This is a genomic window from Erwinia amylovora, from assembly GCF_017161565.1.
Lineage (GTDB): Bacteria > Pseudomonadota > Gammaproteobacteria > Enterobacterales > Enterobacteriaceae > Erwinia > Erwinia amylovora.
Genome location: NZ_CP066796.1, coordinates 3,081,772 through 3,102,574 on the forward strand (window position 1 = coordinate 3,081,772; position 20,803 = coordinate 3,102,574).

The window sequence follows — 20,803 nt, forward strand, 5'->3', positions numbered from 1 at the left end:
TTAATCCTTATGTTATTGCAGGCCAGGTCAAGCTGGCCGGTTACGAACAGTGTTAAAGCGCGCTTTAACCTTCAGAAGAGCGGTTTGCCCCAGGCCATTGGTGACAGGCCGAAATGATGGGCAACCGTCTGGCCAATATCGGCGAACGTCTCACGATAGCCATAATCACCCGGCTTGACGCCCGGCCCGAAAATGAGCACCGGGATATGCTCACGCGTGTGCTCGGTTCCGTGCCAGCTTGGGTCGCAACCATGATCCGCAGTAAGAATAAGGATATCCCCTTCTTTCACCTGCGCCATCAGTTCCGGCAGACGGCGGTCGAACAGCTCCAGCCCGGCGGCATAGCCTGGAATATCGCGGCGGTGCCCCCACGTTGAATCAAAATCAACGAAATTGGTGAACACGATGCTGTTGTCCGGCGCGGTCTTCATTTCGGCAACAGTGGCAGCAAACAGCGCATCAAGGCCGGTCGCTTTAACCTTTTTGGTAATGCCGACCTGGGCATAGATGTCGGCGATTTTACCGACGGAAATCACCTCGCCGCCCTGCTCATCAACCAGTTTCTGCAAAACGGTCGGTGCCGGGGGTTCGACTGCCAGATCGTGACGGTTGCCGGTACGCTCAAAGTGGCCCGGCTTATCGCCAATAAACGGGCGTGCAATCACGCGGCCAATATTGTAACCGCCTGCGGTCAGCGCTTCGCGCGCAATTTCGCACAGTGCATACAGACGCTGAAGGCCAAAGGTTTCTTCATGACAGGCAATCTGAAATACCGAGTCGGCGGAGGTATAAAAGATCGGTTTGCCGCTCTTCATGTGCTCTTCGCCAAGCTGGTCGAGGATCACCGTCCCGGACGAATGACAGTTACCGAGATAGCCGGGCAGATCGGCTTTTTCCACCAGTAAATCCAGCAGGTCCTGCGGGAAACTGTTCTGCGTGTCGCTAAAGTAGCCCCAGTCAAACAGCACCGGCACACCGGCAATTTCCCAGTGACCTGACGGCGTGTCTTTACCGGAAGAAAGTTCGCTGGCATAGGCGTAAGCGCCGATGATGTCAGCGTTTTTATCCAGCCCCGGCGGAAATCTCCCGCTTGATGCCTCTGCCGCTTTACCTAAGCCTAATGCGGTCAGATTAGGCAGATGGAGCGGGCCTTTACGCCCTTTGTCCGCTTCACCTTTGAAGCACGCCTCGGCAATATGGCCGAGGGTATCCGAGCCTTTATCGCCGAATTTATCAGCGTCTTTGCTGGCTCCTATTCCGAAAGAATCCAGCACCATGATAAATGCACGTTTCATGCCGTTCTCCTGCGCGGTTCTCGCGTTAAGAGTTAAAAAAATCCGATCGCAGCAGAATACCGCTTATTGCGAGATTCTGCGATAAATAACTGGCGTTGGCGCCGGCTGCACCTGCCCGACAACGACGGCGTGCTGCAATGCCTGCGCCGCCTGCTGCCAGCCGGCTTCGCTGGCGGCATGGACCACCGCCAGCGGACGCTGGCCATCAACCTTATCGCCCAGCTGCACCAGTTCGCTGAAGCCAACACTGTAGTCAATGCTGTCACTGGCCCGGCGGCGACCGCCGCCCATCGCCACTACCGCCATCCCCAGCGCACGGGTATCCATCGCGCTGACGGTGCCGCTGGTGCTGGCATAAACCGCTTTACTTAGCATCGGCGCGGGCAGGTAACTGTCGATACGCTCAATAAAGTCCGCCGGGCCTTTCTGCGCCGCCACCATGCGCGCGAACACCCCGGCGGCGGCGCCGTTGTCCAGCACCGCCTGCAGCTTCATCCGCGCTTCGTCGCCTGACTTCGCCAGCCCGCCGGAGAGCAACATTTCGCTGCACAGCGCCATCGTCACTTCCAGCAGGCGCGGATTACGATACCCGCCGGTCAGGAACTGCACCGCTTCACGCACTTCCAGCGCATTACCGGCACTGGAAGCCAGCGGCTGGTTCATATCGGTTAACAGCACGGTGGTTTTACAACCGGCACCGTTTGCTACGCCAAAAATAGCCTGCGCCAGCTCCTCAGACTGGGGCAGAGTCGGCACCAACGCCCCGGAACCAACCTTTACGTCCATGACCAGCGCATCCAGGCCTTCAGCCAGTTTCTTGGCAAGGATCGAGGCAGCAATAAGCGGGATGGAATCTACCGTGGCGGTAATATCACGCGTGGCATAGAAGCGCTTATCCGCCGGAGCCAGCGAACGGGTCTGGCCGACGATCGCCACTCCTGTCTGTTTGATAATCTGGCGAAAGCGATCGTCCGGTGGGAAAATATCAAAACCGGGAATGGCTTCCAGTTTATCCAGCGTGCCGCCGGTATGACCAAGCCCACGACCGGAGATCATCGGCACATAGCCGCCACAGGCGGCCACCATCGGGCCAAGCATCAGCGACGTGACGTCGCCAACGCCGCCGGTTGAGTGTTTGTCCACCAGCGGGCCGTTGAGATTCAGCGCCTGCCAGCTGAGTACCGAACCGGAATCACGCATCGCCATAGTCAGCGCCACACGCTCCGGCAGAGTCATATCCCGGAACCAGATCGCCATCGCCAACGCGGCGATCTGCCCCTCTGAAACCGAGTTGTCACGCACGCCGTTGATGAACTGACGGATCTCTTCTTCGCTCAGTGCATGACCATCACGTTTTTTGCGGATGATTTCTTGTGGCAGAAACACAATGACTCCCAGATCAATGCCATCAATGATACGGGTCCATATTGGCGTGATGGCAGTCGCCGTTTTGGATACGCAAACGCAGTGCAGGATGGTTAATCAGACACGGGGTGGATGCGCAATGATTAATAGCTGCTGTCGCTGGCAGCACTGTTAAACCCCGCTGCGTTTAACAGGCTGGCGAGCAGGCTGGATGCACCGAAACGGAAATGACGCGCATCAGCCCAGTCCGGTCCAAGGATGTCGTCTGCCAGTTGCAGATACAGCGCCGCTTCTTCTGCGGTACGTACGCCACCGGCTGGCTTAAAGCCAACCTGCTGGTGAACACCTTTCGCGGCAATAGTACGCATCATGATCTCCGCTACCGCTGGCGTGGCGTTGACCGGCACTTTTCCGGTGGAAGTTTTGATGAAATCGGCACCGGCATCGATGGCTATTTCTGACGCCTGACGGATCAGCGCGTCCTCTTTTAACTCACCGCTTTCAATAATCACTTTTAGCAGCACATTCGCTGCCGAACACGCCTGCTTACAGGCTTTTACCAGCTCAAAGCCGACGGTGCCATTACCGGCCATCAGCGCACGGTACGGGAATACCACGTCAACCTCATCGGCCCCGTAAGCAATCGCCGCACGGGTTTCCGCCAGCGCAATCTCAATATCATCATTACCGTGGGGGAAGTTAGTCACCGTGGCAATGCGAATTTCCGGCGTCCCCTGCTCACGCAGCGTTTTGCGCGCCAGTGGAATAAAGCGCGGATAGATGCAGATGGCAGCGGTGTTACCGGCCGGAGATTTCGCCTGACGACAGAGAGCGAGCACTTTGGCATCAGTATCATCATCATTGAGCGTGGTTAAATCCATCAGTTGCAGCGCGCGCAGCGCCTGAGTTTTGACATCAGACATGATTATCTCCAGAAAAGTTGGATGGGGGCGTTTGACAGGCTCACGCCGGAGATCGCCCGCAATGTGAGGATTATAACAGCCTGTGGGTCATTATTTTGTGGGAAGATTCACGAACAGCATAGGACAGTGGCATCATTGTGAGATGAATTTCGCGGCGATCATCGTCAAGCGGCTGCCAGAGGCGGCAACGGGCACGAAGTAAACGTCAGAATAATGTTAGAATTATCACATCAGAGGATCGTCAGGCTGCCGCTCTCCGTATTCATACGCCAAACAGGGTAAGGGTGTTCTCGCGTAGCGTTTCAGCTATTTGCTGCGGGGGTTCGTCGCGCAGAGCGCACAGGGCGTGCCAGATATCTCTGACTCGCTCAGGACGGTTGGGCTGCCCCTGGAAACCTTGCAGCGGCATATCGGGTGAATCGGTTTCCAGCAGCAGTGAGGTTAGCGGCAGGCGGGCAACAGTGTGACGGGTTTTGCTGGCACGTTCATAGGTGATCGTGCCTCCTACGCCAATCGCATAACCGGCGCGGATAAACGCCAGCGCCTGCTGTTCACTCCCGGCGAAACCGTGCACCACGCCACGCCTCGGCAGATCGATACGGCGCAGCTGCTGCACCAGCTTGTCATGAGTACGGCGCGAATGCAGGATCACCGGCAGACTGTAATCGCGCGCCAGGCGCAGCTGCGCATCAAGCAATGCCTGCTGCCGCTCAAACTGCGGGTGGTCGATAAACAGATCGAGGCCGGTCTCGCCGATGGCCACCACTTTGTGATGACGCCGTTGCAGATGCTGTTCAAGCGCGACAAGGCTTTGCTCATTATGCTCTGCCACCGCCATCGGATGCAGCCCGAGCGCGGCATACACCGCAGAATGCCGTTCTGCCAGCGCCATCACCCGATCAAAATGCGTGGCCGATACGCTGACGGCAATGATTTTCTCTACCCCGGCCTGAGCGGCTCGTTGCAGGCTTGCCTGTTCATCGCCAACGAATGGCGGAAAATCAAAATGGCAGTGCGTATCGACAAAACATGGCGTCATGCCAGCGACCCCTTATTGTAATCAGAATCAGCACCCACCCGTGGTTCCACTCTCGCTCCCAGACGGTTTGCCTCATTGGCCACGGGGGCTGGCGGTATCACAATCTGCTGATGCACCCGTTGAGTATCCTCGTTCAACCACTCGCCAAGCGTGGCAAGGAAGTAACGTCCGCAGCGTCTGCCCAAATGATAATCTTTATTTAACGAGGCCACCCGGCTGCCGAGCGCCATGCTGGACAGCGGGTGCGGCGGATAGATTTCAATAATACGTAGCTGACCCGGCGGCTGGTTAATGAAATGCTGGGTCTGAAGATAGCTCTCTTCATGCAGCTGAATGATGTTGACCAGCGGTTGCAGTGCGCCATCGCTCAACCAGCGTTCCGCCCTTTTTAGCCAGTGTGGCGTCAAGGTGGTTTGCGGCGGAACGGTACGGATAACGACGATAGTTTCAGCCCCGCGCCGCGCCGCCTCACGCACCGGGATGGCATCGCTGATACCGCCGTCCAGATAGCTGACGCCCGCCAGGTTAACGCCGCGACGACAGAAGCCCGGTATGGCGCTGGAAGCCCTGATTAAATCGTGCCAGTTTTCTGAAGTGGGTGCAAAGTAGCTGGCGCTGTAATCGTCGCTGCGGCAGGCACACATATAAAACTCGCGCCCGGAGGCAAACAGTTTCTCACCGGCTTCAATTGCCAGCGGCAGCTCTTTGCGTGTGATTTCAATCAGCCAGTCAAGATCGAGCAAGTGCCCACCGCGCACAAAGCGCAGAGGATCAAAAAAACGTTTACTGGTGGTGTAACGCATAATTACCCGGCGGGCATAACCTGGCTGTGCGCAGACAAAGGCTGAAAGGTTTTGCGCCCCGGCAGAAGTGCCAAGCATCAGATGAAATGGGTTGAAGTGTGCACGTTGAAATTCGTCCAGCACGCCTGCCGTGAAAATACCGCGCTGTCCGCCGCCTTCGCACACCAGGGCAAGCTTGCCTGGCCGGAATCGCTGTAGCCTTAGCGGCTCGATGTTACCAGGGGTAATCGGAATGTGTATGCCCAAGTCAGGTATCCTCTCAGTTACGGCGCGTAAAGAGGATACCCGTCATCATTTACCGCCGTGGAGCGCTTGCTGCCAACCTTTGCAATGCGCTTGAGCAATTGATTATAGCTTCTTACGGCCGGTGAACAGGCTGATCAGGAAGATAACGATACCGACAACGAAGACAACTTTAGCTGCCCATGCTGCTGTACCCGCCAGCCCCCCAAAACCTAATGCCGCTGCAATCAACGCAATAACCAGGAAGATAATACCCCAACGAAACATAAGCCCCTCCTTACCTGTAGTGAAATCGGACTATTGCTTAGCGTCCGGCTGGCCTGAATTTGGCCGGACTATTTCTTAACGGGTGGTACGGGTAGCGACCCCGGTATGGGGCCGCCAACCGGTTACGGCTTCACGCTCAGATCGTTTTTAACGCTTTTCACGCCGTCAATGGCTTTAGCAATGCCTTCGGCACGTTCAGACTGCGCCTGAGTTTTTACCGAACCGCTTAGCTGTACGACACCATTAGTGGTTTCGACCTTCACATGGCGTGACGGTACGATGTCGTCCGCTAACAGTTTAGCTTTGATTTCGCTGGTGGTTGCCGTGTCGCCGGCATAACCGCTCACGCTCTGTTTGGTGCTGTCTTTCACATGCAGTTTGTCGCTAACGGACTTCACGCCTTCGACTTTCTTCGCTACCGCTACTGCTTTTTCTGCCTGATCCTGCGTAGCCACGAAGCCGTTAAGCGTTACCACGCCGCTGTGGGTCTCAACAGAGATATCGGTGCTTTTGATCGCTTCGTCATCAACCAGCGCCGCCTTCACCTTAGCGGTAACGCCGCTGTCATCCATATAGCCGCCAACTTTTTTCATCGAGCTGTCGAGCTTGGCGCCTGCACTGTCCGCGCTGGTCTGCGCTTTATTGGTCAACGATTCGTCTGCCAGAGCAGAACCGCTTACCAGTACAGAACCTACCATTACTGCCATCAGAGTTTTTGCAATGTTAGTCTTCATCATCGATTTGTTCCTTTTGTCTTGGTTCACTCACAACGGTGAGTTTTTCAGCCACAAACGACGTGACTGTAGGGGTCGGCATGGTGCTATCGCCTGTGAACGTTGCAGCAACCGCGCCGCATATTTTCGTCCTGTGGCAATGAATATAGTTGGTAATCAGGATTTCACCGGAAACGGTAGAGCGATTGATTGATAAAGCAGCAAAAAACAGGTTTTTAGGAGCAGTCTGTAAGCGGGCGGACCAGGGAGGCCCGCCGCCGTCGGCATAAAGCGAGATTAATGCTCGCGGGTTTTGCGGAACGTCACGTCAGGATAACGCTCCTGAGTGATGTTCAGGTTGACCATTGTCGGGGCGATGTAGGTCAGGTTATCACCGCCGTCAAGAGCCAGGTTAATCTCATTTTTACGCTGGAATTCGTCAAACTTCTTCACATCGTCGCATTCAACCCAGCGGGCGGTAGAGACGTTGATGGCTTCGTAAATCGCCTCAACGTTGTATTCACTTTTCAGCCGCGCCACCACCACATCAAACTGCAGCACCCCCACCGCGCCAACGATCAAATCGTTGTTATGCACCGGACGAAACACCTGTACAGCGCCCTCTTCCGACAACTGTACCAGCCCTTTCAGCAGCTGTTTTTGCTTCAGCGGGTCGCGCAGACGAATGCGGCGGAACAGTTCCGGCGCGAAGTTCGGAATGCCGGTGAACTTCATATTCTCGCCCTGGGTGAAGGTGTCGCCGATCTGGATAGTCCCGTGGTTATGCAGGCCGATAATGTCGCCGGGATACGCCTCTTCAACGTGTGATCGGTCACCGGCCATAAAGGTCAGCGCATCGGCAATCACCACGTCTTTACCGGTACGTACCTGGCGCAGCTTCATGCCTTTTTCGTACTTACCGGATACCACGCGCATAAACGCCACGCGGTCACGGTGTTTCGGGTCCATATTAGCCTGGATCTTAAACACAAAACCGCTGAATTTCTCATCGCCAGCGGAAACGGTACGCAGATCGGTGTCACGCGGCATCGGCGACGGCGCCCACTCCACCAGCCCGTCCAGCATATGGTCAACGCCAAAATTACCCAGCGCCGTACCAAAAAAAACCGGGCTTAGCTTGCCTTTGAGGAACGCGTCACGGTCGAATTCGTGCGAGGCCCCCTGCACCAGCTCCAGCTCGTCGCGCAGCTGCGCGGCGAGGTCTTCACCGATGGCCGCATCCAGCTCCGGGTTATCCAGCCCTTTGACAATGCGCACTTCCTGAATGGTATGGCCCTTACCGGACTGATACAGGTAGGTTTCATCTTTATACAGATGGTAAACGCCTTTAAACAGCTTGCCGCAGCCAACCGGCCAGGTGATGGGCGCACAGGCGATTTTCAGCTCGCTTTCCACTTCATCCATGACCTCCATCGGGTCGCGGATATCGCGATCCAGCTTGTTCATAAAGGTCAGGATCGGCGTGTCACGCAGACGGGTGACCTCCATCAGCTTGCGGGTGCGATCCTCAACGCCTTTTGCCGCGTCAATCACCATCAGACAGCAGTCCACCGCCGTCAGGGTACGGTAGGTATCTTCAGAGAAGTCTTCGTGCCCCGGGGTATCCAACAGGTTTACCAGACTGCCGCGATAGGGAAACTGCATCACTGAAGTGGTGATGGAGATGCCACGCTGCTTCTCCATTTCCATCCAGTCAGATTTGGCATGCTGGCTGGAGCCACGGCCTTTTACCGTACCGGCGGTTTGGATTGCCTGCCCGAACAGCAGCACTTTTTCGGTGATGGTGGTTTTACCGGCATCCGGATGAGAAATGATGGCAAAAGTGCGGCGGCGCTCTATTTCAAAGGCTTTTACTAACTCTGTCATTCTGTAACCCTGAATTATGTACTCAAGCGTGTACTCATATTGGTTTTAGCTAAGCAGTTTAACAAACATAAGTCGATCCAGATACTGCGCCCCTATGCTCTCCATTGCGATGACGGATCGTCGGTATCGAATCCTTATGGTGGCAGCGTATCGTGACGATGACATGGCCGAGAGCGGTCACGATGAACAGGTAAGATCGTCAGCCCTGCTGTGCTCTCATCCCACCGTGCTAACGCCACAAGAGGGCTTCCCCCTCGCGTTGAGGCCATCATACCTGACGCTGCTGCTGAAAATCTTGACTACACTCAGAGATGTAATAAGATCGGCGATGTTCTGATGAAGAATGGTTCACTTCAAAACCCCACCCAAAAACAACTGATTATCCTGGACAAGATATTGAAATCACTTAATATTAATTATATGGAGCGCCTGGATCACCTACGTTTTTTTGCCGCCGTGTTGCTTATGCTACATCATTTTCGCGGAGACATTAACTGGGACGGGACATACTCTGTTAACGCATTTTTCAGACTGTGGCTGGAAAATGGATCGAGCGGCGTGTCATTTTTCTTAGTTCTTACCGGTTTTCTTTTTTGCCTGATAAGCAACTGCGGTGAAAACAAAATACGTTATTCGGGCTACATCTATAACAGAATACTAAGGATATTCCCGCTTTTAGTTTTTCTTGTATTTATTTTGATCTGCTGTAGCAGGCAGCAGTCTACGCCCATGGACATATTCAGGGTGTTAACGTTACAGCTTAATACCGGTAACTCATATACTGGATGGGGTCACGAATTCTATCCTTCCGGACCAATATGGACTATTGCCGTAGAGTTTCAGTTTTACCTGATATTCCCTTTTCTTGCTTTATTCTTAAACAAATACGGGCCAAAGTATTTAGCTGGCTTAGTGGTATTAATGATTGCCACCAGATTTAATATAGCCGTTCTTAAGGGGGGCGATATATATTACAATATGTATCACACCATGATTGGCAGACTTGACCAGTTTGCACTTGGGATGCTGGCCGCTTACGCCTATAGAAATGGCTCGTTGTCATTCTTATCACGCTGGATATATCAAATACCATTTTTATTGTTTTCATTGACTTCTTTGACATGTCTTTTTTTATTTAAAAAGACAACAACTGGATTTAGCGCATTTTCATTCCCTATCGAGGCCCTCTGCTGGTCTGTTGTTGTGGTTTGCTATCTGACGGCGAAATTACCCGAGTGTAAAAGGATCAGCGAATCTCTGTCTAAGTTGGGGATGATTAGCTTTTCTATGTATCTCCTCCACCTCCCGGTGGGTCGCATGATAAATGAGCTTACAGGATGGGACAACCCCACCACCGTCTCTTTATCTATCGCTGAGTCAGCGGTCAGGGTGCCGTTAATCATAATCGCATCTTTTTTTACATTTTATATGATAGAAAAGCCGTTTATGGGACTGAGAGTTAAATACACTAAGTGAATAATATTTATTTCACACAGGATGCGATAACAAACTCCCCACAGACATCATTTTTGTAACTGTTATGACTTACGTTAATTAACCAGCTATAAACTTGCTGTCTGCCCGCATTATAGTCCTTCTTTTGTCTGAATATGATGAACCGTTTTTAACCAATCAACACCCACCAGCCCGTCAAATAGCAATGAGGATAATGACGAATGAGTGCGAATAATTAAGAGCAAGCTTTCTCCTGTTGCACGGAATCAAAGCACAGTTTGTAGGGTGGCGAGATATGAAATTTCTATAAATGGGAAAAATCATAAACAGAAAATGTTGTCTGGATAAGCAATAATGGTAAAAGCGCGGCGGCAGGCCATCTCTGGCATAAAAGGAGCATTTGATATCATGATGCTTGCGGGCGCTTAATAAATCGAAAGACCGCGATGCGCCGCATTAATGCACTTACAGCGGCCATGTTAACTGCGATCGCGCGGTTTCGCATGCCTCACGGCAGCAGCAGCCCACAAGATGATCGTTCACCATTCCCAGCGCCTGCATCAGTGAATAGGCGGTTACCGGCCCTACCCACGTCCAGCCGCGTTTCTTCAACGCCTGCGACATCGCCAGCGCCTGTGGTGAGGTTTTGTGCGTCTGCCAGTAGTCAAGATCGATCGGCGCCGGGCGATCCTCTGCTGCGGGGGCAAACTGCCAGAACCAGGCGGCCAGTGAGCCCGCCTCCTGCTCCAGCGCCAGCGCACGGCGCGCATTATTTATCGTCGAGCAAATTTTAGCCCGATTACGCACGATGCCTTTATCCGCCATCAGCCGCGCCACATTGTTGTCGTCGTAGCGCGCAACGCGCCGATAGTCGAAGCCATCAAAGACGCGGCGAAAATGTTCACGCTTGTGAAAAATCATCTGCCACGACATGCCGGCGTGAAAGCCCTCCAGACAGACTTTTTCAAACAGCAGACGGTCGTCCACCACCGGCCTGCCCCACTCATTATCATGATAGTCGGGCATTGACGGCTGCCAGTAACAGCAGGGACGCCCGTCAGCGCTGAGGATCAATCCCGGCGGCTGTCGTTCTGAGCTTTTTTTTTCCATTCTCGTCTCCGGTGCGTCAGCTGGGGGTAAAGCAAACAAGGCAGCAACTGAGAAAAATGCGCTATGCCACCGGGGCGGTTTCATACAGCCGCTGCGCCAGCTGGGCGATGCGCGGCTCTTCGACCAGTTTTTCCCGCCAGCCCGCCGGGATGGCATCGTAGCCGTAAAGCGCCCCGGCAATCTGCCCGGCGGTGGCGGCCACGCTGTCGGCATCGTCGGCCAGATTGGCCGCCAGCAGCACCGCGTCACGGAAATTATCGGTGTGCCATATCGCCCACATCGCCGCTTCAAGCGTATCAATCACATAGCCGCTGGAGCGGATCTGCGCGCGGGATTTCTGCCGATATTCCCCGGCATTGATCAGCGCGGTGCGCGCATTGAACGGACACAGCGCCGGAGCCATTGCGGTGTGCTTATCTGCGCCGTTCAGCAATAAACAGAGCACCCGCGCCAGCAGGCGGCTGGCATCCAGCGACTCCGTTGCGCCGTGAGTCGCACGCCCCTGCTGTTCTGCATCATGCAGGGTACGCAGCAGGGAGTGACGCTGAAAAATCGCCGCCGGAGCCAGACGGATAATCGCCGCATTGCCCGCGCTATGGGGATCGGTATTGCCAAACCAGTCAGCCCCCTGAAGCAGATACTGCTCCAGCGCATGGCGGGTAGCGTTGCCGATATCAAAGCAGATGCCGTTGGCGCTGTTTACCCCGTGCCGATACCAGTTAACCAGCCGGTTGCGAAACCCGGTCAGATCAAGCCTGGCGTGGTGAAGATAGGTTTCCGCCAGGCACAGCGCCATTGAAGTGTCATCGGTCCATTCGCCCGCCTTAAGCTGGAACGGGCCGCCGCCGACCATATCGCTAACGAACTGCTGGTCACGCGGCTGAAACTCCAGGGTGGTGCCCACCGCATCCGCTACCGCCAACCCGACCAGCGCCCCTTTGGCGCGATCTAGCCGCTGCTGTTCGCTGCCCTGCTGCTGCGGATGGCGCAACCACTGTGGGAGCGGGCTTTGCTCATTCAGCCAGCGGGCATAATCAACGTGCACATCGCGGCCCTGTGCGAGATCTTGCTGATACTCGCTGGGGCAGTACTGACGGTAATGGTTGAAGACATAGCCGTTGAGCAGTGGATAAGGCTGACGCAGATCGATGGGCATAACTCTCTTCTTATCTGAGGAGGGACGGAAGCCGGGCGAAAAGCAGGCTGAGTTGTACAACAGGCGGCGCAAACAGAGTACCCTGATGCGACGAGCGTATCCGCCGCACCGGGTAATACATATTCTAACAGTCAGTCAGGGCGTTGCACATACCCGACCAGAGAGTAGCGCGCAATGATTATAAGGCAAGCAGCTTCATTCCTCGCTCATTTATAATGAAGTCTATCATCGCATCAAGGCGTTCAAACCGCTCGCTGGCAACCCCCTGCCACTTGTTTTCGTTTGTGTCCAGGTAGAACTTATTATCCTCACCTGATTCGATGGGGATATCCTGAATAACTGAGTCCCTGTTCATATAGGTCAGTACATTTTTATTACCTTTCCTGCAAATAGCAAAATGGCCAGGTTTTTTCAAAGTGTTTCTTATCCGAGGAATTGTCACCCAGCCGGGCGGATTAACTACCGCCATTTCAAGCAAGATATCCCCTTGTAGCACATTCCCCCTACATGATTGAATAGAATTACAAACTTCGCCAGGATCTTTAAATATCCCTCCCGCTTCATTCTGTGGGATGTCTCTGACCCTGGTCCCTACCGCTCTGTTTAATTCAGCCACGCCCGGTATATTAAAGAAGGTATTTGAATGGGTATTACCCACCAAAGCAATCCATTTATTTTGGTGGTGCAGCTGATATTTATTTATCAGTAAATGAGAGTAGTAATTCATTAATTTCACTCTGTTAGTCCCGGCCTGACCTGGCTTCAAACCATAATAACTGACAAATGAGTCGATAGCCGTGATGCGGATATGTCTCTGCTGTACGGCTTTAATCAGCCCCATAAATGAATATTTGCCCTCATAGTCGGTAGCATAATCACGATCCAACTGTATGATGAAACGTTGCAGATTGTCCGTCATTTTCCCCGTTACTAAGTAATTATCCAAATCGGCCTGGTGCATATCCTTCTGCAGATGTTCCATGAAAATCGTTCTGACGCCGTTTTCATAGAGTCGATCTATATTGTCGACAATGAATTTTTTACTCGCTATCGAAGAGTGAGATTCCCCGATAACAATGCCACCTGCTTTATCATATATTTTTTTTAAAACATCTTTCGGCTCATCCGTTGAGGCAATGGTGGGAATATCACATTTATTGAAATTGCCCGCTTCCCTTTTAAAAAATTCTTCGGCATCCAGCAGCATATCATCTGTTATTTTTCTGAACTTATCGACGACATCCTGCTGTGATGGCCTCAAGCCATGAAAGTAATAGTCTCTATCCTGCAATGTTTTTTTATCCATCACTTGAATAGTTTCTCTCATCTCTTCGGGTATATCATAAGAGTGATAATCAGCAAATGATAACCTTCTCATCGCAGAATGCAGCTCTGAAACGTCTTTACTGACTCCGGCACATTCACTCATATTCTCTTCCGGCGTGGTGAAGTGATATGCCCCTTTTTGTCTGCTGACGGTAACTTCTGCTATTCTTCTAGTGATAACATTTCCCGAAAATAAGCCCGTTTTGGGTCTTATGACTGAAAGGATGTCATCCGGTTTATTTTTGTGTTCATTCTTCAGTCTGAAGTAGACATTCTCATATTTTATATAAATCTTTCGATCTGCATCAATATACAGCCCTGGGTGAGAATCTGCGGGTCTGATATAGGGGATATCATGTATTGTGACTCCCCAGCGCTTATTTTCTTTGAAAGCATTTTCAAGTTTGGGGGACAAACGTATGCAGTGCCCGGTGGGTGCGCGCCGTGACCGGCAGGTTGTATACTTCACGTCCATTATTTTATCTTCATCGACTTTATAATAAACGTCATCAAAACGGGCAAGCTTGATATCATTTTTACCGTCAACGTGCCACAACCACTCCTGCCCTCCGGGACGAACCCGATAAAATTGCCCATTAATTTTTAATGCGTGCGTAATTTGATGTGTAAACGCATCGATATATCTGTATACGCCTTTACCATCAGAAGTCAGCGTAAGAAGATTATCGCGATTTAATGGAGTTACATCACCCAGTGTATATTCAAGGTTATTTTCAGCATAGTCACTCTCAACAGGATATTTCATAGCGATTTGATGAAGCTGTTCGCCTTCGAGATGATAATGTATTCCGAATGCTTCTCCCGTTTCAGGGTTAAACCGCACATAAACGTTCTGCCCATTATTATTCACGATACTTTTAAGAGGTATTCTTAATTCCGTACCGGGTACCAAAGCCATTAGTGCTTCATCTGCTGGTGCAAGTTGCCTGCTACCGATAGCGTTCGATGGAGTGATCCTGGCAGCCAGGTCAGCCGTATTTTTATCGGAAGCCAGCAGTACCTTGATTTTCGCACTAAAACTCCTGCTGGCGGTCGACAGCAGTTCAAAACCTGGATCGATGCTTCTGAGTGCTGTTTTTCCTAATATGGCCATTTCGCCGATGCTGGGCAGGCTGACATGCTTAAGCGTATTTTTAACCGCCAATGCGATCCCCGCTTTGCCTACAGTAGCGATGCCATGACGGATGCCGGTTGAAAGGCTGATAGCAAAACGCCCGCTAAGATTTGTCGCAATACCGACTCCGGGCGTCAGTGATAATGCATCCATCAGGCATGAAGGTAAAGCCTGAGCAGGCTCGTTTTTTACTATTCCATCAATACAGTCATATAAAGGGATAATATGCTTGAGCACGTTCCACATACTTATAAAATCTGATTGATCGTTACCCGATTCATAAAGAGAATGATAAAGATTCTCACGATGCTTTGCGCTTAAAAAATTAACGAGAAATTCAATATTACCCTCTCTGGCTACAACTGTGTTGAGAACGGATTTTATTGAAAAGAAAAAAGTGTCATGATTGCTTTTTAACTCATTACCAACGACCCGGCAGTTAGCTGCGAATTTGTTGTAATCTAAAATTCCGGCACTGATGAATTTAAGGATATCACGATCAACCCTGATAACCTTATACCCTCCTGCCGTTTCGATTTGTTCCACCAGCGCGTATATTCTCTCTTCAGCTGCCTGCATAACGGAAATAAGCTCGGTTTTCTCCAGGGAAACTTTTATATCCATATCTCTTACCGGCCTGATTGAGAGGCCCCGCGGCTTATCTGTATGCATACTAAAATCAACCGGACACATGATGGACTCTTTAGCCGTAATAAATTGATACTCAATTATTGGTAAATCTTCAAATGCTGAATTAACGAGGAATTGGTCGAACTGGTAGAAGCTGTCTGCGACGTGACTTGTTAGCTCCAGATACTTACTGTTCAAATTCTCTGGCGCACTCTTACAAGGTTTTCTCATTCCATTCATATAAATTTGTCTTGATGCATCAACGCCCTTTTTACGACGCTCCTGTTCATGGCGGATGCCATCAGCTATATCAGGCAGAGAGTAAAGTTCTCCTGTGGGGCACTGAGATATAATCTTGTCTGCCAGCTTCCTCTTAGTGAGCCATGATTTGACCGCCGTGCTATAATTGTTGAAGAGCGGAATCAATGCGTTCATTTTTCTGTATCGTATGTATTCGAGAACGGCAACAGCACTGGTTTCGTTGAATGGCATCACATAAGCGACTTTGTCTGGTGAATGTCGGGCCATAAAATAAATGGCCGGCGCCTGGAGATAACCTAGTTGATCTTCTGTGAAATGACCACTTAACGCATATTTCCATATTACATCACCGGCTTTGACGGCTTCTTCTGCGCTATAGTTCGATTTTTTAACATCACTTAAAAACCTCGTTCCTGCATAAAGAGAAGCGAATTTCTCACCGTGCAGTACAAAAGTTTTATCTAAAGTATCGGCAAACTTGAGAAAGGGCATCTCTTCATGAAGTATAGAATTCCACATCTTTTTAAATGCATCAGTATAATTTTCTCCAAGCCTTTTTAAATAGAGATTACCGTAACTATACAGCTTTGTTACAGAGAAGACATCCTTAATAGCAATGGGCGTATAATCAAAAGGATAAGGATGAAAGGACGCAATTTTTTTTGTAATATTCTCCACCAGGGAACTTCCCAGAACATTACTGAAAAACCAGAAGCGAACCGCAGATTTTTCCTGCTCCAGAGATAATAACTCATCCTCTCCCCCGCCATACAGGTCGGCGGAAGATAATATTATTCTGGCCAATATTCTGTATCTGTTATTTTGCCCGACGGAGCCATCCCCCCCCGACCAAGCAAATAACCTGCGGCAGCATACAGCATAATTTCTTTACTGACATTCACTTCATCCAGATAATTTTCGTTGTAGAGAAGCCAGCTAATTTTCCGGTTTACCGGTTTTATTTTTTCGGGAATATCAACATGCCGCCTTCCCCTTGGGTTAGCTATCTGTACCTTAGTTGTAGATATTTTTTCTTCTCCTGGTACCACATCTGAAAGGGAGCGAAATTGATAGCTGTTACTGCTCACTGCATCATCATGATCATACGGATGAATACCCAATGAGTCCTCCGGCGTTCCGCCACTACCGCCAGGCGAATGGTCAGAAGTGAGAGACCACGTAGCGGGTTGATCCTCGGTGAAATTCCCCGACTTTCTTCTGAAATAATATCCGCTGCCTAAGCCCGCTCCGGCGAGTAAAGCCGCGCCAAGGGCAATCCCTACTTTCCCCTTCAGCAATAGCGGCAGGATCTGGTGCTCATTCTGTCTGCGGCGCGAATCATTGATTAACTCAGCTTCGCTGCGCAAAGCCTCACCCTCTGACTGGATCCCTTTCAGTTCAATATCCTGCTTGCAGGGCAGATATTCACGCCAGGGTGATCGCTCGCGTAACGACCTGTAAACCCCCATCCCGGTGTTGATAACAGGATCGACCAGATACCTCGCGGTCGAATTGGTCACGGATTTCAGCAACCCGTTCAGTGAGGTTGACTGCTCGTCAATCCCGGAAGCAGTTCCCGACGTACAGGGGATGATGATCTGTGGTGAAGTCTGCAAATTGATATTGGTCACGATGCGATCTCCATTGACAGGTGGGTTGGCATAACACCTATCAAGGTAATGGAAGTCGCTCATCAATTTCAGTCAGTTGACATTTATTGATAGCAAATAACGCTCTTATTCCTTACGGTGCCAGGACGCATCAACGCCGCTTACGTTGCGACATTCCCTATCTGTCACACAACATGTCGCCATAACTGAGCTGCGGCACCGCAGACGGAAGGAATACCCGGCTTTGCACAACGATAAATGCCGCCGCAGCCAGCGGAGGCCCCTGCAAGCGTCCGCGGCTCAGCCCGGAACTGATGGTTACCAGCGCGGCAAGCACCGCCTTTGGTCATCCTTTTTTTTGGCTTCCCCCCTCACCAGGGGGTGGGCAGAAATGCAGGCTTAAGTGACAAGCATCGGGTCGTCTTTCGTTGTCATATCAGCGCTACGGCGGCTGGTATGACGGCAAAGGTGACGAAGTCATTATCGATAATACCCAAACCAGCTTGCAGTTCAGACAGGCTGGACCTGATGGGCACCGGCACGCTTAACATTGACGACCATCAGCAGCTGCAGCTGACCACACAGTACTGCATGAACGAGTCGGACGGCAGCACGGTCTTTTCCTCGGCGAAAACTTCTCGGCAGTGACCGGCGAGGGGAAAGCGTATAACTCCGGCAACCTCAATTCTGACTACCTGCAGGGAACTGAACGTCATCTGATTAACCTGCAATACTCCAATGTCGATTTCCTTGGGCAGGATCTGGTGGCTCAGGTCTATTACCGTGATGACAGCCTGACCTTTTACCCGTTCCCAACCTTGACCAAAAGCCAGGTAGCCAGCATCGGCGCTTCCCGGCAGAAAACTGACTTTTATGGCGGCAAGCTGACGCTGAACGGTAAACCTGTCGACTCGCTGACGCTAACCTACGGCGTAGACGCCGACCATGAAAGCTTCAATGCCAATCAGCAATTCCTCAACCTGACAGAAGGCGCGCAAAGCGGCGGGATGACGCTGGAAAACACCTATCACGTTGGCCGCTACCCCGACTACAGCATCACCAATCTGGCCCCGTTCCTGCAAAGCAGTTACCCCATTGATGCCATCACCTTAAGCGGCGGCGTGCGTTATCAATACACCGAAAACAGAGTCGATGACTTTGTGAGTTATGCGCAGCAGCAGGCCATTGCCAGCGGCAAAGCGACCTCCGCTGATGTGCCGGGCGGCAAAACCAGCTATAACAATTTGCTGTTTAACGCCGGCATACTCGGCCGTATTACGGAACGTTAGCAGGTATGGTTTAACTTTTCACAAGGCTTTGAGATACCGGATGTCGCCAAATACTACGGTTCCGGCACCTATAATCTGGCAAATGGTCACTATAATTTGACCAACAGCGTTAACGTCAATGACTCCAAACTTGATGATATCAAGGTAGACGCCTATGAACTTGGCTGGCGTTGTACCGGCGATAGCGTGTATACCCAGCTGCGGCTTATTATTCACTGTCTGATAAAACCATCAGCATCAATAAAACCGATATGACCATCAACCTTGACGATGACTGACGCCGCATTTATGGCATCGAAGGTCAGATCGATTACTTCTTTGATAACAGTGAGTGGAGCACCGGATCCAACTTTAACCTCATCAAGTCCGAAACCCGCGCTGATGGCAAATGGGATAAACTTACCGTCGACAGTGCCAGCCCTGCGAAAGTCAGCGCCTGGCTGAACTGGGCGCCGGGCGACTGGAGCCTGCGTTTGCAGAGCATGCAAACCTTCGACTTCTCGGATGCGGCGGGTAAAAAGATCGACGGCTATCACACCGTGGATTTCCTCGGCAGCTACGATTTGCCCGTCGGCAAACTTAGCTTCAGCATTGAGAACCTGCTGGATAGAGCGTACACCACCGCCTGGGGTCGACGTGCACCAGGGCTGTATAGCCCGACATACGGCGATGCCACTCTTTACAGCTATAAAGGCCGTAGGCGTACCTTTGGCCTGAACTACTCGGTGCTGTTCTGATAGCTGATCGGTAAAGCACACCTGTAGCCGGTTGTCGTGCGCCGGCGGCGGTCGCATCCCCGCCGTCACAACCGGGCGAAACGGCGGATGATGGCGATGCTGGCGTGAAGGGATATTTAAGGTAAAAAGCCGGATTGATCTTTGGGATCGGCTCCGGCTTCATTTAGCAAAAATTAAAATATATATCACTTATTAAATCACCATCTTTTTTTTTCGACAGTGATTGTTTTTACTTTATTAAAATCCGCCAAAATACCTTTAACAGGAACATCTTCCCTTGAAATAAGTTCATAAAAAGGTTCCCTTTCATTTTTTGGCACATACTTATTTATTAAATAAACAAGTTTCTCTCTTAACTCTTTCTCTGTCATAGCATTTACTCTGGGAGGATGCTGATTTTGTCGAAGAATACTGAATAGCCTTTTTCTGCCGGTAATAATTGCAATGCTCCACCTTTTCCATATTGTGGATATGCACTGGTGAAAAGTTCATATCCCGGCCCTTTGTCGCCATTGGCAAGTGGAACTTTGACCTGAGGCACTCCATTTTTATAAAGTTGCAGAGTGTCGAATTCACCTAACAGTCGGGCATCACTCCATGAATCAGGGTTGCCTTTCTCATAAAATATTTGATAAACATCTCTGACTTCATGTCCTGTTTTATATTTTGTATATCAGAAATAACTTAATGGAGCCGACTTTCTTTCCATCGTTTGACTGGCAAATTTAGTGCTCATCTATCGATAAGCAGTAGAAGGCATCGTCACACTTGCTCAAGCAGGTCCCACATAAAAATCAGATTTGCATTTACTCAACCCCAGCGGATAAAGCCAACTTAACGGATTCGGCGCATACGCATACAGGTTAAGCCCATCACGAAAACTTTGTCTTAACATTTCCTCAGAACTATATTTCTCAATAGTTAGCCATGAATATTTCCTGCCAATTATATTATTCAATCCATGATATTTATAGAACGTTTAATACTTGTAAGGTTGCCTTTTTTTATAAATTCCTTTATCAAAGGCTTTAGCAACTCATTCCCTCAAGCTCGGAAATTAAATGTTGCAAAAGTAATTAGAATTCATTTATTTTCCTGTATTTTTCCCACTCAGATTCGCTTTTGAATGAATATCTATAATTACAAGCTATAACACCTACAGTGTTCCAATGATCATAAACGGCATCGATATGTCCCCAATCTCCACCAATAGGAATCTCAACTTTTGTTTTATCAAAAAACCATTTCCTTAAAGATTTTGTGACTTTTCCTTCAGGTTTTTTTTGTTCTCCATTCATTAGATTCTCTGGGGACAAATACCAGCTACACAGCAAAGAATTATCATTTATTGGAGAAATGAATGTCACAATCAAAAAAACTTTAGACTTACTTTTCTTATCTACCAATATAATTCTGTATGACACAACCTCATTATCATTTCTTATCCATTCTTCCCATGGCAAATTCTCGCTTATGAGTTTATTTTTACTTTGAAAAGGTGATAATAAAATATTGCCATTTATGATCAAACTATTTAAGTTAAATTCTAATTTCATATT

Annotated in this window: 14 protein-coding genes and 3 pseudogenes; 2 read left to right on the forward strand and 15 right to left on the reverse strand. The window is 50.4% G+C overall.

Annotated features, from left to right (window positions below):
- Nucleotides 1-71: 71 nt before the first annotated feature.
- The 8 genes from deoB to prfC form a co-directional block, all read right to left on the reverse strand.
- The gene (gene deoB / locus JGC47_RS14080; protein ID WP_004159825.1) at nt 72-1,295 is read right to left on the reverse strand and encodes a phosphopentomutase; all 1,224 of its coding nucleotides are present in this window, start codon (nt 1,293-1,295) and stop codon (nt 72-74) included.
- A gap of 63 nt (nt 1,296-1,358) precedes the next feature.
- Nucleotides 1,359-2,681 (reverse strand): thymidine phosphorylase, encoded by a 1,323-nt coding sequence (gene deoA, locus JGC47_RS14085; protein ID WP_004159826.1) that lies wholly within the window; start codon nt 2,679-2,681, stop codon nt 1,359-1,361.
- Nucleotides 2,682-2,803: 122 nt separating this feature from the next.
- Nucleotides 2,804-3,583 carry a deoxyribose-phosphate aldolase gene (deoC, locus tag JGC47_RS14090; protein WP_004159828.1) on the reverse strand — a complete coding sequence of 260 codons (780 nt, stop codon included), beginning with the start codon at nt 3,581-3,583 and terminating at the stop codon, nt 2,804-2,806.
- A gap of 262 nt (nt 3,584-3,845) precedes the next feature.
- Nucleotides 3,846-4,622, reverse strand: a complete 777-nt coding sequence (locus JGC47_RS14095; RefSeq protein ID WP_004159829.1) for a metal-dependent hydrolase — start codon at nt 4,620-4,622, stop codon at nt 3,846-3,848.
- Nucleotides 4,619-5,671: a patatin-like phospholipase family protein gene (locus tag JGC47_RS14100; protein ID WP_004159830.1), complete on the reverse strand. Its 1,053-nt coding sequence runs from the start codon at nt 5,669-5,671 to the stop codon at nt 4,619-4,621. The genes JGC47_RS14095 and JGC47_RS14100 overlap by 4 nt, the downstream gene beginning before the upstream one ends.
- A gap of 102 nt (nt 5,672-5,773) precedes the next feature.
- On the reverse strand, nt 5,774-5,935 hold the full coding sequence (locus JGC47_RS14105; RefSeq protein WP_004159835.1) for a DUF1328 domain-containing protein: 162 nt from the start codon (nt 5,933-5,935) through the stop codon (nt 5,774-5,776).
- A gap of 122 nt (nt 5,936-6,057) precedes the next feature.
- Nucleotides 6,058-6,672, reverse strand: coding sequence for a molecular chaperone OsmY (gene osmY / locus JGC47_RS14110; protein WP_004159837.1), 615 nt, complete (start codon nt 6,670-6,672; stop codon nt 6,058-6,060).
- A gap of 273 nt (nt 6,673-6,945) precedes the next feature.
- On the reverse strand, nt 6,946-8,535 hold the full coding sequence (prfC, locus tag JGC47_RS14115; protein WP_004159838.1) for a peptide chain release factor 3: 1,590 nt from the start codon (nt 8,533-8,535) through the stop codon (nt 6,946-6,948).
- Between the two features lie 336 nt (nt 8,536-8,871).
- Between prfC and JGC47_RS14120 the strand changes: the two genes are divergently transcribed.
- Nucleotides 8,872-10,011 (forward strand): acyltransferase family protein, encoded by a 1,140-nt coding sequence (locus JGC47_RS14120; protein ID WP_004159842.1) that lies wholly within the window; start codon nt 8,872-8,874, stop codon nt 10,009-10,011.
- Between the two features lie 444 nt (nt 10,012-10,455).
- Here the strand turns inward: JGC47_RS14120 and JGC47_RS14125 are convergent, their stop codons facing one another.
- The 4 genes from JGC47_RS14125 to JGC47_RS17680 form a co-directional block, all read right to left on the reverse strand.
- Nucleotides 10,456-11,100 carry a DNA-3-methyladenine glycosylase I gene (locus tag JGC47_RS14125; RefSeq protein WP_004159843.1) on the reverse strand — a complete coding sequence of 215 codons (645 nt, stop codon included), beginning with the start codon at nt 11,098-11,100 and terminating at the stop codon, nt 10,456-10,458.
- Between the two features lie 61 nt (nt 11,101-11,161).
- Nucleotides 11,162-12,256, reverse strand: coding sequence for an ADP-ribosylarginine hydrolase Tri1 (tri1, locus tag JGC47_RS14130; protein WP_004159844.1), 1,095 nt, complete (start codon nt 12,254-12,256; stop codon nt 11,162-11,164).
- 178 nt (nt 12,257-12,434) lie between these two features.
- Nucleotides 12,435-16,412 carry a membrane-targeted effector domain-containing toxin gene (locus JGC47_RS14135; protein ID WP_004164801.1) on the reverse strand — a complete coding sequence of 1,326 codons (3,978 nt, stop codon included), beginning with the start codon at nt 16,410-16,412 and terminating at the stop codon, nt 12,435-12,437.
- Entirely contained in the window at nt 16,400-17,239 is an 840-nt protein-coding gene (locus tag JGC47_RS17680) for a hypothetical protein (RefSeq protein WP_004164802.1), read from the reverse strand. Before JGC47_RS17680 ends, JGC47_RS14135 begins: the two co-directional genes overlap by 13 nt.
- A 389-nt stretch (nt 17,240-17,628) precedes the next feature.
- On the opposite strand from JGC47_RS17680, the pseudogene JGC47_RS17685 reads away from it, so the two are divergent.
- Nucleotides 17,629-19,244: pseudogene (locus JGC47_RS17685) on the forward strand (TonB-dependent siderophore receptor); the annotation flags it as partial.
- A 163-nt stretch (nt 19,245-19,407) separates the two neighbouring features.
- Here the strand turns inward: JGC47_RS17685 and JGC47_RS14155 are convergent.
- The 3 genes and pseudogenes from JGC47_RS14155 to JGC47_RS14160 form a co-directional block, all read right to left on the reverse strand.
- Nucleotides 19,408-19,615, reverse strand: a pseudogene (locus JGC47_RS14155) (hypothetical protein).
- 419 nt (nt 19,616-20,034) lie between these two features.
- A pseudogene (locus tag JGC47_RS18050) lies at nt 20,035-20,280 on the reverse strand (hypothetical protein); the annotation flags it as partial.
- Nucleotides 20,281-20,320: 40 nt separating this feature from the next.
- Nucleotides 20,321-20,800: a hypothetical protein gene (locus JGC47_RS14160; RefSeq protein ID WP_013035849.1), complete on the reverse strand. Its 480-nt coding sequence runs from the start codon at nt 20,798-20,800 to the stop codon at nt 20,321-20,323.
- Nucleotides 20,801-20,803: the final 3 nt, after the last annotated feature.

Bases quoted from the DNA above. Each gene is read 5' to 3' on its own strand.
- deoB (WP_004159825.1), bottom strand. From the start codon at position 1,295: ATGAAACGTGCATTTATCATGGTGCTGGATTCTTTCGGAATAGGAGCC.
- deoC (WP_004159828.1), bottom strand. From the start codon at position 3,583: ATGTCTGATGTCAAAACTCAGGCGCTGCGCGCGCTGCAACTGATGGAT.
- JGC47_RS14095 (WP_004159829.1), bottom strand. From the start codon at position 4,622: ATGACGCCATGTTTTGTCGATACGCACTGCCATTTTGATTTTCCGCCA.
- JGC47_RS14105 (WP_004159835.1), bottom strand. From the start codon at position 5,935: ATGTTTCGTTGGGGTATTATCTTCCTGGTTATTGCGTTGATTGCAGCG.
- osmY (WP_004159837.1), bottom strand. From the start codon at position 6,672: ATGATGAAGACTAACATTGCAAAAACTCTGATGGCAGTAATGGTAGGT.
- prfC (WP_004159838.1), bottom strand. From the start codon at position 8,535: ATGACAGAGTTAGTAAAAGCCTTTGAAATAGAGCGCCGCCGCACTTTT.
- JGC47_RS14120 (WP_004159842.1), top strand. From the start codon at position 8,872: ATGAAGAATGGTTCACTTCAAAACCCCACCCAAAAACAACTGATTATC.
- JGC47_RS14125 (WP_004159843.1), bottom strand. From the start codon at position 11,100: ATGGAAAAAAAAAGCTCAGAACGACAGCCGCCGGGATTGATCCTCAGC.
- tri1 (WP_004159844.1), bottom strand. From the start codon at position 12,256: ATGCCCATCGATCTGCGTCAGCCTTATCCACTGCTCAACGGCTATGTC.
- JGC47_RS14160 (WP_013035849.1), bottom strand. From the start codon at position 20,800: ATGAAATTAGAATTTAACTTAAATAGTTTGATCATAAATGGCAATATT.